Below are 14,430 nucleotides of genomic sequence, written 5' to 3'. Positions count from 1 at the left end.
CTTCGTCCGGTCGGGGACAAGGGCAGACGCCATCTCGGGGGGTCCGGGGGAAGTCCCCCGGAGTGCCCGCCCGTACGCCTTTGTACGGGACATTCTTCGGTTGTTCCGTCCGTCAGACCGCCAGCGCGCGGTCCGTCGGGCGGATCGGGGCCGGCAGGTCGCTGGCTCCGGTCAGGAAGCGGTCGGCACCGCGGGCGGCCGAGCGGCCCTCCGCGATCGCCCAGACGATGAGGGACTGGCCGCGACCGGCGTCGCCGGCGACGAACACACCCGGCACATTGGTCTGGAAGTCGGCGTCCCGGGCGATGTTACCGCGCGCGTCCAGCTCCAGTCCGAACTGGTCGACCAGCCCGTTCTCCCGGTCGGTGCCGGTGAAGCCCATGGCGAGGGTGACCAGTTGGGCCGGGATCCTGCGCTCGGTGCCCGGCTTCGGGGTGAGCCTTCCCTCGATGAACTCGACCTCGCTCATGTGCAGCCACTGGACGTTGCCGTCCTCGTCGCCCTCGAAGTGGGTGGTGGAGACGGCGTAGATCCGCTCACCGCCCTCCTCGTGCGCCGAGGTGACCTTGTAGAGCATCGGGAAGGTCGGCCACGGCTGGGAGACCGGGTTCCGCTCCTCGCCCGGCCGGGGCATGATCTCCAGCTGGGTGACGGAGGCCGCGCCCTGGCGGTGGGCGGTGCCCACGCAGTCGGCGCCGGTGTCGCCGCCGCCGATGACGACGACGTGCTTGCCCCGGGCCGAGATCGGGGGCGCCACGTAGTCGCCCTCCTGGACCTTGTTGGCCAGCGGCAGGTACTCCATCGCCTGGTGGATGCCCTTGAGTTCGCGGCCGGGGACGGGCAGGTCGCGGGCGGTGGTGGAGCCGGCGGCGATGACGACGGCGTCGTACCGCTTCTTCAGGTCGGTGGCCTTCAGGTCGCGCCCGATCTCGACGCCGGTGCGGAACCGGGTGCCCTCCGCGCGCATCTGCTCTATGCGGCGGTTGATGTGCCGCTTCTCCATCTTGAACTCGGGGATGCCGTACCGCAGGAGGCCGCCGACGCGGTCCGCGCGCTCGTAGACGGCGACCGTGTGGCCGGCCCGGGTGAGCTGCTGGGCGGCGGCGAGACCCGCCGGGCCCGAGCCGATGACGGCGACGGTCTTGCCGGACAGGCGCTCCGGGACGCTCGGGGCGACGTCCCCGGTCTCCCACGCCTTGTCGATGATCGAGACCTCGACGTTCTTGATGGTGACCGGCGCCTGGTTGATGCCGAGGACGCACGCCGACTCGCACGGGGCCGGGCACAGCCGGCCGGTGAACTCCGGGAAGTTGTTGGTGGCGTGCAGGCGATCGGACGCCGCCGACCAGTCCTCGCGGTAGGCGTAGTCGTTCCACTCGGGGATCAGGTTCCCGAGCGGACAGCCGTTGTGGCAGAACGGGATGCCGCAGTCCATGCACCGGCTGGCCTGCTTGCTGATGATCGGCAGCAGGGAGCCGGGGACGTAGACCTCGTTCCAGTCCTTGACGCGCTCCTCGACGGGGCGGGTCCTGGCGACCTCGCGGCCGTGGTTCAAAAAGCCCTTGGGATCAGCCATTGGTCGCCGCCTCCATCATCTTCTCGGTGATCTCGGTCTCGGAGAGACCGGCCCGCTCGGCGGCGTCCTTGGCGGCGAGCACTGCCTTGTACGTACTGGGGATGATCTTGCTGAAGCGCTCCACGGCGACGGGCCAGTCGGCGAGCAGCTTCTCGGCGACCGTGGACCCGGTCTCCTCGGCGTGCCGGCGCACCACGTCGTGCAGCCAGTCCCGGTCGGAGTCGTCCAGGGCGTGGACGGCGTCCGCGTTGCCCGGGTTGACGTTGTCGCGGTCGAGGTCGAGGACGTACGCGACGCCGCCGGACATGCCGGCCGCGAAGTTGCGCCCGGTCTCGCCGAGGACGACCGCGCGGCCGCCGGTCATGTACTCGCAGCCGTGGTCGCCGACGCCCTCGGAGACGACCAGCGCGCCGGAGTTGCGGACGCAGAAGCGCTCGCCGACCTTGCCGCGCAGGAACATCTCGCCGCCGGTTGCGCCGTAGCCGATGGTGTTGCCGGCGATGGTGGAGTACTCGGCGAGGTGCTCGGCGCCCCGGTCCGGGCGGACGATCAGCCGGCCGCCGGAGAGGCCCTTGCCGACGTAGTCGTTGGCGTCGCCCTCCAGGCGCAGGGTGATGCCGCGCGGGACGAAGGCGCCGAAGGACTGGCCCGCGGAGCCGGTGAAGGTGATGTCGACGGTGTCGTCGGGCAGGCCCGCGCCGCCGAACTTCTTCGTCACCTCGTGGCCGAGCATGGTGCCGACCGTGCGGTTGATGTTGCGGATGGCGACCTGGGCGCGCACCGGCGCTGCCTCGGTGGCGTCCGAGGCGGCCAGCGCGTCGGAGGCGAGCCTGATCAGCTGGTTGTCGAGGGCCTTCTCCAGGCCGTGGTCCTGGAGGACGACCCGGTGGCGCGCCGCGCCCTCGGGCAGCGCGGGCACGTGGAACAGCGGCTCCAGGTCGAGGCCCTGCGCCTTCCAGTGGTTCACGGCGCGGGTGACGTCGAGGGTCTCGGCGTGGCCGACGGCCTCCTCGATGGAGCGGTAGCCCAGCTCGGCGAGGATCTCGCGGACCTCTTCGGCGATGAAGCGGAAGAAGTTGACGATGTACTCGGCCTTGCCGGAGAACCGGTCGCGCAGCACCGGGTTCTGGGTGGCGATGCCGACCGGGCAGGTGTCCAGGTGGCAGACGCGCATCATGACGCAGCCCGAGACGACGAGCGGCGCGGTCGCGAAGCCGAACTCCTCGGCGCCGAGCAGCGCGGCGATGACGACATCGCGGCCGGTCTTGAGCTGGCCGTCGGTCTGGACGACGATCCGGTCGCGCAGGCCGTTGAGCAGCAGGGTCTGCTGGGTCTCGGCGAGGCCCAGCTCCCAGGGACCGCCGGCGTGCTTGAGGCTCGTGAGGGGGGAGGCGCCGGTGCCGCCGTCGTGGCCGGAGATCAGCACCACGTCCGCGTGCGCCTTCGACACGCCCGCCGCGACCGTGCCGACGCCGACCTCCGAGACCAGCTTGACGTGGATCCGCGCCTGCGGGTTCGCGTTCTTCAGGTCGTGGATCAGCTGGGCCAGGTCTTCGATGGAGTAGATGTCGTGGTGCGGCGGGGGCGAGATCAGGCCGACGCCGGGGGTGGAGTGCCGGGTCCTGGCGACCCACGGGTACACCTTGTGACCGGGCAGCTGGCCGCCCTCGCCGGGCTTGGCGCCCTGGGCCATCTTGATCTGGATGTCGTCCGCGTTGACCAGGTACTCGCTGGTCACGCCGAAGCGGCCGGAGGCGACCTGCTTGATCGACGAGCGGCGCGCCGGGTCGTAGAGGCGCTCCGGGTCCTCGCCGCCCTCACCGGTGTTGGACTTGCCGCCCAACTGGTTCATGGCGACGGCGAGGGTCTCGTGCGCCTCCTGGGAGATGGAGCCGTACGACATGGCGCCGGTGGAGAAGCGCTTGACGATCTCGGAGACGGGCTCGACCTGGTCGATCGGGACGGGTCCCCGGTCCGACTTGAAGCCGAAGAGGCCGCGCAGCGTCATCAGGCGCTCGGACTGCTCGTTCACGCGCTCGGTGTACTTCTTGAAGATGCCGTACTCGCCGGAGCGCGTCGAGTGCTGGAGGCGGAAGACCGTCTCCGGGTCGAACAGGTGCGGTTCGCCCTCGCGGCGCCACTGGTACTCGCCGCCGATGTCCAGGGCGCGGTGGGCGGGCGCGATGCCGCTCGCCGGGTACGCCTTCGCGTGCCGGGCCGCGACCTCCTCGGCGATGACGTCGATGCCGACGCCGCCGATCTTGGTGGCGGTGCCGTTGAAGTAGTCGGCGACGAACGTCTCGTCGAGGCCGACGGCCTCGAAGACCTGGGCGCCGCGGTAGGAGGCGACGGTGGAGATGCCCATCTTGGACATGACCTTGAGGACGCCCTTGCCGAGGGCGTAGATCAGGTTGCGGATGGCCTGGTCGGGCGTGCCGTCCTCGGACTGCAGGAAGGTGCCCGCGCGGACCAGGTCCTCGACGGACTCCATGGCCAGGTACGGGTTGACGGCGGCGGCTCCGTAGCCGATGAGCAGGGCGACGTGGTGGACCTCGCGCACGTCGCCGGCCTCGACCAGCAGGCCCACCTGGGTGCGCTGCTTGGTGCGGATGAGGTGGTGGTGGACGGCCGAGGTGAGCAGCAGCGAGGGGATCGGCGCGTGCTCGGCGTCGGAGTGGCGGTCGGACAGGACGATCATCCGGGCGCCGTTCTCTATGGCGGCGTCGGCCTCGGCGCAGATCTCGTCGATGCGGGCGGCCAGGGACTCGCCGCCGCCGGAGACCCGGAACAGGCCGGAGAGCGTGGCGGCCTTGAAGCCGGGCATGTCGCCGTCGGCGTTGATGTGGATGAGCTTGGCCAGCTCGTCGTTGTCGATCACCGGGAAGGGCAGCAGGACGCTGCGACAGGAGGCGGCCGACGGCTCCAGCAGGTTGCCCTGGGGGCCGAGCGAGGAGCGCAGGGAGGTGACCAGTTCCTCGCGGATCGCGTCCAGCGGCGGGTTGGTGACCTGGGCGAACAGCTGGGTGAAGTAGTCGAAGAGCAGCCGGGGGCGCTCGGACAGCGCGGCGATCGGCGAGTCCGTGCCCATGGAGCCGATCGGCTCGGCGCCGGCCTTGGCCATCGGCGCGATGATGACCCGCAGCTCCTCCTCGGTGTACCCGAAGGTCTGCTGGCGCCGGGTGACCGAGGCGTGGGTGTGCACGATGTGCTCGCGCTCGGGGAGGTCGGACAGCTCGATCTCGCCGGTCTCGATCCACTCGGCGTACGGCTGCTCGGCGGCGAGCCGGGCCTTGATCTCGTCGTCCTCGATGATGCGGTGCTCGGCGGTGTCCACGAGGAACATGCGGCCGGGCTGCAGGCGGCCCTTGCGGACCACCTTGGCGGGGTCGATGTCCAGGACGCCGACCTCGGAGCCGAGGACGACGAGGCCGTCGTCGGTGACCCAGTAGCGGCCGGGGCGCAGACCGTTGCGGTCGAGCACGGCGCCGACCTGGGTGCCGTCGGTGAAGGTGACGCAGGCGGGGCCGTCCCAGGGCTCCATCATCGAGGAGTGGAACTGGTAGAAGGCGCGCCGGGCCGGGTCCATCGAGTCGTGGTTCTCCCACGCCTCCGGGATCATCATCAGCACGGAGTGCGGCAGTGAGCGCCCGCCCAGGTGCAGCAGTTCCAGGACCTCGTCGAACGACGCGGAGTCCGAGGCGTCCGGCGTGCAGATCGGGAAGAGCCGCTCCAGGTCGGGGGACGAGCCGAACAGGTCGGAGGCGAGCTGGGACTCGCGGGCGACCATCCAGTTGCGGTTGCCCTTGACCGTGTTGATCTCGCCGTTGTGCGCGACGAAGCGGTACGGGTGGGCGAGCGGCCAGGCCGGGAAGGTGTTCGTCGAGAACCGGGAGTGCACGAGCGCGATCGCGGAGGCGAAGCGGCGGTCGGACAGGTCCGGGAAGAAGGGCTCCAGCTGGCCGGTGGTCAGCATGCCCTTGTGGACGATGGTCCGGGCGGACAGCGACGGGAAGTAGACACCGGCCTCGCGCTCGGCGCGCTTGCGCAGCGCGAAGGCTCTGCGGTCGAGGGCGATGCCCTGCGAGACGCCGTCCGACACGAAGAGCTGGCGGAAGACCGGCATCGTGGAGCGGGCGGTGGCGCCCAGCAGTTGCGGGGCGACCGGGACCTCGCGCCAGCCGAGGACGGTGAGGCCCTCCTCGGCCGCGATCGTCTCGATCCGTGAGACGGCGCCCTCGGTGCCGTCCACCGGCAGGAAGGCGATGCCGACGGCGTAGGAGCCGGCCTCGGGCAGTTCGAATCCGGCCACCTCGCGGAAGAAGGCGTCCGGCACCTGGGAGAGGATGCCCGCGCCGTCGCCCGAGTCGGGCTCGGAGCCGGTGGCGCCGCGGTGCTCCAGATTGCGCAGCACGGTGAGGGCCTGGTCGACCAGGGTGTGGGACGCCTCGCCGGTCAGAGTGGCGACGAAACCGACGCCGCAGGCGTCGTGCTCGTTGCGGGGGTCGTACATACCCTGCGCAGCAGGGCGAGCATCCATGAAGGACCAGTTCCGGCCATCCACGGAATGCTGGGACGGCTGGCGCGGCGTACGCATCGGCTCTCCCGTCGTCGTCATCTGGCATGTACAAGTGCCGAGGGACGACGTTGGCCCTCTGCGTGGCTGAAAAATTTCGTGCAGATTACATGATGAAGCGGTTCTCGGGAACCGGGACAGTCCGTTCCAGCATGCGGACACCGAGGGGGTCGCGGTGGGGTGCCGCGCCCGGCGGTGAAAGCTATGGAGAACCGAAACGGACAGATCGATGTCCGTCGGCCCTGAAGGGCGGAGGAAGCCTCGTCGCCGACTCCGCGGATGCGAGGCAGGCGACATTGCCCGCGGCGCTTACGGCTCATGCCCGATGCTCACACACTCGAAACCAGGAAGTAACAGGCACTTGTGCGGTCCGGCGCACAGGCTGGAGCCGACCTATCCTACGGCGGATCCGAACAAACTGCCCAGGAGGTACGTCACACCGGCCGCCGCGCCACCGAGGGCGAGCTGCCGCAGACCGCTGTACCACCAGCTCCGGGCGGTCACCTTGGCCACCACCGCACCGCACAGGAACAGGCCGGTCAGCGCGAGCAGCACCGCGGGCCACAGGGCGGTGGCGCCGAGCAGGAACGGCAGGACGGGCAGCATGGCCCCCAGCGCGAAGGACCCGAACGACGAACCGGCCGCGACCAGCGGCGAGGGCAGGTCGGCCGGGTTGACGCCCAGCTCCTCGCGGGCGTGTATCTCCAGGGCCCGCTCGGGGTCGCGGGACAGCTGGCGGGCCACCTCGCGCGCGAGGCTCCCTTCCACGCCCCGGGCCTCGTAGAGCGCGGCCAGCTCGGCCTCCTCGCCCGCCGGGTGCTTGCGCAGCTCGCGGCGCTCCACGGCCAGCTCGGCCTCGACCAGCTCGCGCTGCGAGGCGACGGAGGTGTACTCGCCCGCGGCCATGGAGAAGGCGCCGGCGGCCAGACCCGCCAGGCCGCTCAGCACGACGGTCTGCTGGCCGACGGCACCGCCCGCGACACCGGTCATCAGGGCGAGGTTGGAGACCAGGCCGTCCATCGCGCCGAAGACGGCGGGGCGCAGCCAGCCGCCGTTCACGTCGCGGTGGGTGTGGTTGTCGCGGTGCGCCTCGTGCAGTGGCGCCCCGGTCTCGATGGCGGCCATGGGAACTCCCCCCGGGGGGTCTAGTTTGGACTCGTTCTACTTTTTTACAACACCAAATCTACGCCGGTCATTTCCGCCTCGCCAGCAAGGAAAGGCTGGGCTTACCTGCGGTTTCACCCCTTCTCGCCGGTCCGCGACCTCGTCCGTACAGCGGTCGACCGGGTGACGCTGGGCCCCGTGAGGCTGCGGTGCGCGCCGCACCGGGGACAGATGCGCAAAGGGAGAGGAGAGGCCGCATGGCATCCACCGCCTGCATTCCCCCGGTCCCCGCGTCCGAGGGCGCCGTCGGACCGCGCGAACGGGCCCGGGGCGCGCTGCTCGGACTGGCCGTCGGAGACGCCCTCGGGGCGCCGGCCGAGAACATGAAGCCCTCCGAGATCCGCGCCCGCTGGGGCCGGATCACGGGGTACGTGGCCGAGCAGCCGGCCGGGACCGACGACACCGAGTACGCGATCTTCTCGGGCCTGCTGCTGGCCCGGCACGGCTCCGCGCTCACCCCGGCCCATGTGGAGACGGCCTGGCACGAGTGGATCGCGGACCGGGAGGAGGGCCCGTTCCGGGGCGCGGGCTTCAGCGAACGCGGCACCCTGGAGAACCTGCGCCGTGGGCTGGCCGCCCCCATCTCCGCCCAGCACCGGCACGCCTGGAGCGACGGCCTGGCCATGCGGGCCGCGCCCTACGGCGTGTTCGCGGCCGGCCGCCCCGCCGAGGCGGCCCGGCTGGTGGCGATCGACGGCTCGGTCAGCCACGACGGCGAGGGCATCTACGGCGGCCAGGCGGTGGCGGCGGGCGTCGCGGCGGCGATGGCCGGGGCACCGCCCGTCGCGGTCGTGGCCTCCGCCCTGGCCGTCGTCCCGGAGGACTCCTGGACCGCCCGCTGCATGCGCCGCGCGATGACGGCGGCCCACCGCGGCGAACGTGCCGTCCGCGCCGCGGTGGTCATCGGCGGTTACCCCTGGACCGACCTGGCCCCGGAGGCGGTCGCCCTCGCCTTCGGCGCGTACGCGGCCGCGGACGGCGACTTCGCGGGCGCCGTGCTGACGGCCGTCAACATGGGCCGCGACGCCGACACCACGGCCGCGGTGGCCGGCGCCCTCGCCGGGGCGACCCGCGGCGTCCACGCCATCCCGGCCGACTGGGCCGCCGCGATCGGCCCCGCCCGCGGCACCTGCCTGCCGACGATGGCCGGCCACCACGTACTGAGGGTCGCCGACCTCCTGACCCACCGAGCCGCCGAACCCCCGCCCGGCCACACCCCGCTCACCGCGCCCGAAGACGCCGCACGGCGGGGCGCGGTCGTCGTGGGGTGGAGCGGTGCGACGCGGGAGGGGCCCGTGCCGGGTGGTGAGGTCGTGGGGGTGGGGTCGTGACCGGGCCTCTCTCCGCCGGTGAGGGGCCGGCGACCACGGCGTACGTCGAGATGCCCGACACGTCGGAGCAGCCCGCGCCGGGCTCCGAGCGGGTCGAGGGGCTCCTGCTCGGTCTGGCCGTCGGGGACGCCGCCGGCTGGCCGGCCGCTCGGCACCGGGCCGCGCGGATGCCGGAGTGGACGCGTCGGCTCACCCGCGAGCTGGACACCTTCGCCGAGCAGAACGCGACCACCACCCTCCCCGTACCCCTCGCCCTGAACCAGCCCCCCGAACCGCTGTGCCTCGGCCCGTCGGACGACGCCGAGTGGGCGGTGTTCGCGGCGGAGGCGGTGCTGCGGGCCGGCGACGACAGCGCGCTCGGGGACCTGGGCCGGGACCGCCGGATACGGGCCGCGATCGACCTGAGCTGGAACGCCGTCGCCCGTGAGGTGGCCGCGGCGACGGAACGCGCCCCGGAGACCGAGTCGGCGGTGCTGCCGCTGCGCGCCCGCATCTCGGTACGGGCCGGACTCGGCAACCTCGCCACCGGCCTGCGCCCGCCCGCCACCGGCCACGACAACCCGCACTACTTCGACGACGCGGCCTGCGTGCGGGCCTGCGTCCTCGCCGTCGCCCACCCCGCGGAACCGCGGCTCGCCGCCGACCTCGCCGAGTTCGACGCCCGCTACACCCAGGACGGCGACGGTGTGCACGGCGCCCGGGGGATGGCGGCGGCGCTGGCGGTCGCCCTCGCCGGCGCGGACGTGGACGCCTGTGTGACGGCCGCGCTCGCAGAGCTGCCCGAGGCCACGGAGATCGGCCGCAACGCCCGCCAGGCACTCGCCCTCGCCGCGTCCGCCGACGGCGCCTTCGCCCTGGTCCCCCTGCTGGAACACCGGATCGTCGACCACGTCTACAGCTACGGCGTCGCCGCCGCCGAGACCGTCCCGGTGGCCCTCGCCCTGGCCACCGCGGCTCGCGGCCGCATCGCGGAGGCGGTACCCGCGGCGGCCTGTCTGTCCAGGGTCGCGGACTCCGCCCCCGCCCTGGCCGGCGCCCTCACCGGAGCGCTGGGCGGCGGCGCGTCGATCCCCGCGCCCTGGCGGGACGCCTGCCGCACCCTCCCCGGCTGCGTACTGCCCCGGCTCGCCGGCACCGACCTGGTCGAACTCGCCGGCCTCCTGCACGCCGCGCAACCGTCCCGCCCAGCCCGAGCAGAAGGGCCACACCCCGCATGACATCCACGACCACCGCAAAACACGCCGAGGCGAGCCTGGAGGAGCGCGTCACCGGGGCCCTCGTCGGCGCGGCCGTCGGCGACGCGCTCGGCGGCCCGGTCGAGGGCTACTCCCCCGAGCAGATCCTCGAACGCCACGGCGGCCGGATCCACGGCATCGTCGGCCCCTGGAACGGCGACGCCTGGCGCACCGCCCGCCCCGTCGCGCCGTACCACAAGGGCGACGGCCACGTCACCGACGACACCTTGATGACCCACGCGCTGGTACGGGTCTACGACACGGTCCGCGACCACCTCGACGCCTACGCGGTCGCCGAGCACCTGGTCCCCGACCTGATCACGCACCCGCGCTGGATCCCCGAGCTGGAGGCCGAGGCGCTGCCGCTCCAGCGGATCTTCCTGGCGGAGAAGTGGCTGGTGGCCAGGATCCACTACGGCCACGTGGACCCCCGCGAGGCGGGCACCGGCAACATCGTCAACTGCGGTGCCGCGATGTACACGGCCCCGGTCGGCCTGGTCAACGCGGCCCACCCCGCCGCCGCGTACGCCGAGGCCCTGGACATCGCGGGCGCCCACCAGTCGTCGTACGGCCGGGAGGCGGCCGGTGTCCTCGCGGCGGCGGTGGCCGCGGCGTGCGTGCCGGGGGCGACACCGCAGTCGGTGGTGGCGGCCTGTCTGTCGCTGGCCAAGGACGGCACCCGGGCGGCGATCGAGGCGGTCTGCGAAGTCGCCTCGCGGTACTCGGACTTCGAGTCGGCGCTCGCACCGCTGCGGGAGGCGGTCGCCCCTTACGACACGGTGGGCCCCGACTACCGGGCGCCCTCGCTGGCCGCCCGCCGTCCGTCCCGGCTGCACTCGATCGAGGAACTGCCCGTCGCCCTCGGCATGCTGCTCGTCTCCGGCGGCGACTTCCGCCACGCGGTCCTCGGCGCGGTCAACTACGGCCGCGACTGCGACTCCATCGCCACGATGGCGGGCGCGCTGGCCGGGGCGCTGGGCTCACCGGTGCCGGAGCACTGGGCCAAGGCGGTCGCGGAGGCGAGCCGCCTGGACCTGTGGCAGCCGGCGGCCACGCTCGCCGGGGTCGCGCGGGAGGTCTTCGAGCGCGACGTGCGGCGGCGCCGCGCCCACGAGCGGGCGTTCACGGCGATCGGGGGCCCGGGATGCTCCGGCTGACCTGGGTCCAGCCCGAGGACCTGATCGGGCACGAGCTGCGCCAGGCGGCCCAGGACGGCCGCGATGCGTCGGCGATCGCGGCCCGCTGGCGGGCGGCGGGCGGCCGCGAGGCCCCCGAGCGGTCCGGCGCCTCCCCGGAACCGGCCTCCCCCCACCTGCGCCTCCTGGCCGACGACCTGCTGGACGAACTGGCCGGGCTGCCGGTCCCCTCGGCGGACACGGAACCGACGGACCTGGAGAGCATCCGGCGTCTGTGCCCGCAGTGGCCGGCGTCACCACCGGCGCCGCACGCGGGCACGTCCCACGCCCGTCTGGAAGCCGCCTGGCTGGGCCGGGCCGTGGGCTGCCTGCTCGGCAAACCCGTCGAGAAGCTCCCCCTCACCGGCATCCGCCGCCTCGCCCGAGCCACCGGCAACTGGCCTCCGACCAGGTACTTCACCGCCCGCGGCCTCCCCCGGGACCTCGGCGCCGCGTACCCCTGGAACCGCCGCTCCGCGGCCACCTCACTGGCCGAGAACATCGACGGCATGCCGGAGGACGACGACCTCGACTACCCCCTGCTCAACCTCCTGCTCCTGCGACGCCACGGCCGGGCCTTCACCACCGCAGACGTGGCCCGCGTCTGGCTCGACGACCTCCCGGCCGGCCGCACCTTCACCGCCGAACGCGTCGCCTACCGCAATCTCCTGACCGGCCTCGAACCCCCGCTCACCGCCCGCCACCGCAACCCCTTCCGGGAGTGGATCGGCGCCCTGATCCGCGCCGACGCGCACGGCTGGACCAACCCCGGGGACCCGGCCGCCGCGGCGGAGCAGGCCCACCGCGACGCCACCCTCACCCACACCGCCAACGGCGTCTACGCGGCCATGTTCGCGGCGGCCGTCATCGCCACCGCCGCCACCGGCGCCCACGACGTCCACGCCTGTCTCCGGGCCGGTCTCGCGGTCGTACCGCCCGCCTCCCGGCTGGCGCGGGCCGTCCGGCAGGCCGTGGGGCTCGCCCGTGCCCACACCGACTTCGACACGGTCGTGGACGAGCTGCACGCCGTCCACTCCCCCGCCCTGCACTGGGTGCACGCCGTCCCCAACGCGGCCCTGATCGCCGCCGCCCTCACCCACGCGGACGGCGACTTCACCGGCTCGGTCTCCCGCGCCGTCTCCGGAGGCTGGGACACCGACTCCAACGGCGCCACCGCCGGCAGCGTCGCCGGACTGCTCGCCGGCTCCCCCGCCGCGCTGCCCGAGCACTGGACGGCCCCGCTGAAGAACCGCCTGGCCAGCACGGTCGGCGACTTCGACGGCACCGGCTTCGACACCCTCGCCCACCTCACCCACAGGGAAGCCACCCGCCCATGTCCCAACCCGCCGTGACGCCCGCCCCACTGACCGGCCTGCGCGTCCTCGACCTCGCCACCCTCTTCGCGGGTCCGCTGGCCGCCACCATGCTCGGCGACTTCGGCGCCGAGGTGATCAAGGTCGAGCACCCCACCCGGCCCGACCCCTCCCGGGGCCACGGCCCCTCGAAGGACGGCGTGGGCCTGTGGTGGAAGCTGCTGGGCCGCAACAAGCGCACGATCACCCTGGACCTGTCGAAACCGGCCGGCCGCGCCACCCTGCTCCGCCTCGCCGCGACCGCGGACATCGTCGTCGAGAACTTCCGTCCGGGCACCCTGGAGAAGTGGGACCTGGGCTGGGACGAGCTGTCCGCCGTCAACCCCCGCCTGGTCCTCACCCGGGTCACCGGCTTCGGCCAGACCGGCCCGTACGCGCGCCGCCCCGGCTTCGGCACGCTGGCCGAGGCCATGAGCGGATTCGCCGCGATGACCGGTGAGCCCGAGGGGCCCCCGACCCTGCCGCCGTTCGGCCTCGCCGACTCGATCGCCGCGCTGGCGACGGCGTACGCCGTGATGACGGCGCTGGCCGCCCGCGAGCGCACCGGCGAGGGCCAGGTCGTCGACATGGCGATCATCGAGCCCATCCTGACCGTCCTCGGCCCGCAGCCCACCTGGTACGACCAGCTCGGCCACGTCCAGCCGCGCACCGGCAACCGCTCCCAGAACAACGCCCCGCGCAACACCTACCGCACCGCCGACGGCGACTGGGTCGCCGTCTCCACCTCGGCCCAGTCGGTCGCCGAGCGCGTGATGCGCCTGGTGGGCCGGCCCGAGCTGGTCGACGAGCCCTGGTTCGCCACGGGCGCCGACCGGGCCGGGCACGCCGACGTGCTGGACGCGGCGGTCGGCGACTGGATCGCCCGGCACACCCGCGCCGACGTACTCGCCGCCTTCGAGCGGGCCGAGGCGGCGGTCGCGCCGATCCAGGACGTGCGGGACGTGATGACCGACCCGCAGTACCGGGCCCTCGACACCGTCACCACCGTCGACGACCCCGAGCTGGGCCCGCTGCGCATGCAGAACGTCCTGTTCCGGCTCTCCGCCACCCCGGGCGCGATCCGCTGGGCGGGCCGTCCGCACGGCGCGGACACCGAGGAGGTGCTGACCGGGCTCGGGCTCACCCCGGCGGACGTGAAGGAGCTGCGTGAGGAGGGCGTCGTATGAGCGCGCCCCCGCTGACCTGGCTGTACGCCCCCGGGGACCGGCCCTCGGTGGTCGCCGGGGCGCTGGCCGCCGGGGCCGACGCCGTGGTGGTCGACCTGGAGGACGCGGTCGCCCCGGACCGCAAGGAGTACGCCCGCGCGGCCACCGCCGAGCTGCTCACCGAGCGGCATCCGGTGCCGGTGCACGTCCGCGTCAACGCCCTGGACGGCCCGCTCGCCGCGGCGGACCTGGCGGCGCTGGCCGCGCTGCCGGGACTGTCCGGGCTGCGGCTGCCCAAGGTGACGTGCCCCGAGCAGATCACCGGCGTCGCGGCGGCCACCGGCGGGCCGCCGCTGTACGCGCTGCTGGAAACGGCCCTGGGTGTGGAGCGGGCGTACCGGATCGCCACCGCCCATCCCTCGCTGCGCGGCATCGCCCTGGGCGAGGCGGACCTCCGGGCCGACCTGGGCGTACGCGGGGACGCCGGCCTGGACTGGCCGCGCTCGCGCGTGGTGGTGGCGGCGCGGGCGGCGGGCCTGGCGCCGCCGTCCCAGTCGGTGCATCCGGACACCCGGGACCTGGAGGGCCTGGCCGCGTCCTGCGCCCACGGCCGTGCCCTGGGTTTCCTCGGCCGGGCCGCGATCCATCCCCGGCAGCTGCCGGTCATCGAGCGGGCGTATCTGCCCACCGAGCGGGAGCTGGCGGAGGCCGAGACGATCGTCAAGGCGGCCACCACGCAGCCGGGCGCGCAGGCGCTGCCGGACGGCCGGTTCGTCGACGCGGCGGTGGTGGCGACGGCCCGGCGCACCCTGTCGCTGGCCCGGCGGCCCGCGCTGTCCTGACGCACGGCCCCGGCCC

At 73.6% G+C, this 14,430-nt stretch carries 9 protein-coding genes; 6 read left to right on the top strand and 3 right to left on the bottom strand.

The window, feature by feature from the left end; translation table 11 throughout:
- Positions 1–112: 112 nt before the first annotated feature.
- The 3 genes from AC4IHM_RS24900 to AC4IHM_RS24890 form a co-directional block, all read right to left on the bottom strand.
- On the bottom strand, positions 113–1,576 hold the full coding sequence (locus AC4IHM_RS24900; RefSeq protein WP_490869227.1) for a glutamate synthase subunit beta: 1,464 nt from the start codon (positions 1,574–1,576) through the stop codon (positions 113–115).
- Positions 1,569–6,113 carry a glutamate synthase large subunit gene (gene gltB, locus AC4IHM_RS24895; protein ID WP_490870930.1) on the bottom strand — a complete coding sequence of 1,515 codons (4,545 nt, stop codon included), beginning with the start codon at positions 6,111–6,113 and terminating at the stop codon, positions 1,569–1,571. The genes AC4IHM_RS24900 and gltB overlap by 8 nt, the downstream gene beginning before the upstream one ends.
- A gap of 429 nt (positions 6,114–6,542) precedes the next feature.
- Positions 6,543–7,274, bottom strand: a complete 732-nt coding sequence (locus AC4IHM_RS24890) for a VIT1/CCC1 transporter family protein (RefSeq protein WP_490869226.1) — start codon at positions 7,272–7,274, stop codon at positions 6,543–6,545.
- 236 nt (positions 7,275–7,510) lie between these two features.
- On the opposite strand from AC4IHM_RS24890, the gene AC4IHM_RS24885 reads away from it, so the two are divergent.
- From AC4IHM_RS24885 to AC4IHM_RS24860, 6 genes are read left to right on the top strand one after another with little or no spacing between them, the layout of a single operon-like run.
- Complete coding sequence (locus tag AC4IHM_RS24885) at positions 7,511–8,644, top strand: ADP-ribosylglycohydrolase family protein (RefSeq protein WP_490869225.1); 1,134 nt, start codon at positions 7,511–7,513, stop codon at positions 8,642–8,644.
- A gap of 50 nt (positions 8,645–8,694) precedes the next feature.
- Entirely contained in the window at positions 8,695–9,861 is a 1,167-nt protein-coding gene (locus AC4IHM_RS24880; protein WP_490870929.1) for an ADP-ribosylglycohydrolase family protein, read from the top strand.
- A complete protein-coding gene (locus AC4IHM_RS24875) occupies positions 9,858–11,036 on the top strand; it encodes an ADP-ribosylglycohydrolase family protein (RefSeq protein WP_490869224.1) in 1,179 nt (392 codons plus the stop codon). The genes AC4IHM_RS24880 and AC4IHM_RS24875 overlap by 4 nt, the downstream gene beginning before the upstream one ends.
- Positions 11,024–12,406 (top strand): ADP-ribosylglycohydrolase family protein, encoded by a 1,383-nt coding sequence (locus AC4IHM_RS24870; RefSeq protein WP_490869223.1) that lies wholly within the window; start codon positions 11,024–11,026, stop codon positions 12,404–12,406. The genes AC4IHM_RS24875 and AC4IHM_RS24870 overlap by 13 nt, the downstream gene beginning before the upstream one ends.
- A complete protein-coding gene (locus AC4IHM_RS24865) occupies positions 12,388–13,593 on the top strand; it encodes a CaiB/BaiF CoA transferase family protein (protein ID WP_490869222.1) in 1,206 nt (401 codons plus the stop codon). The genes AC4IHM_RS24870 and AC4IHM_RS24865 overlap by 19 nt, the downstream gene beginning before the upstream one ends.
- On the top strand, positions 13,590–14,414 hold the full coding sequence (locus AC4IHM_RS24860; protein WP_490869221.1) for an HpcH/HpaI aldolase/citrate lyase family protein: 825 nt from the start codon (positions 13,590–13,592) through the stop codon (positions 14,412–14,414). The genes AC4IHM_RS24865 and AC4IHM_RS24860 overlap by 4 nt, the downstream gene beginning before the upstream one ends.
- Positions 14,415–14,430: the final 16 nt, after the last annotated feature.

This window comes from Streptomyces sp. SL06, from assembly GCF_058244745.1.
The sequence above is the reverse complement of the archived record's forward strand: the minus strand, read 5'-3'. Positions and strand labels throughout refer to the sequence as shown.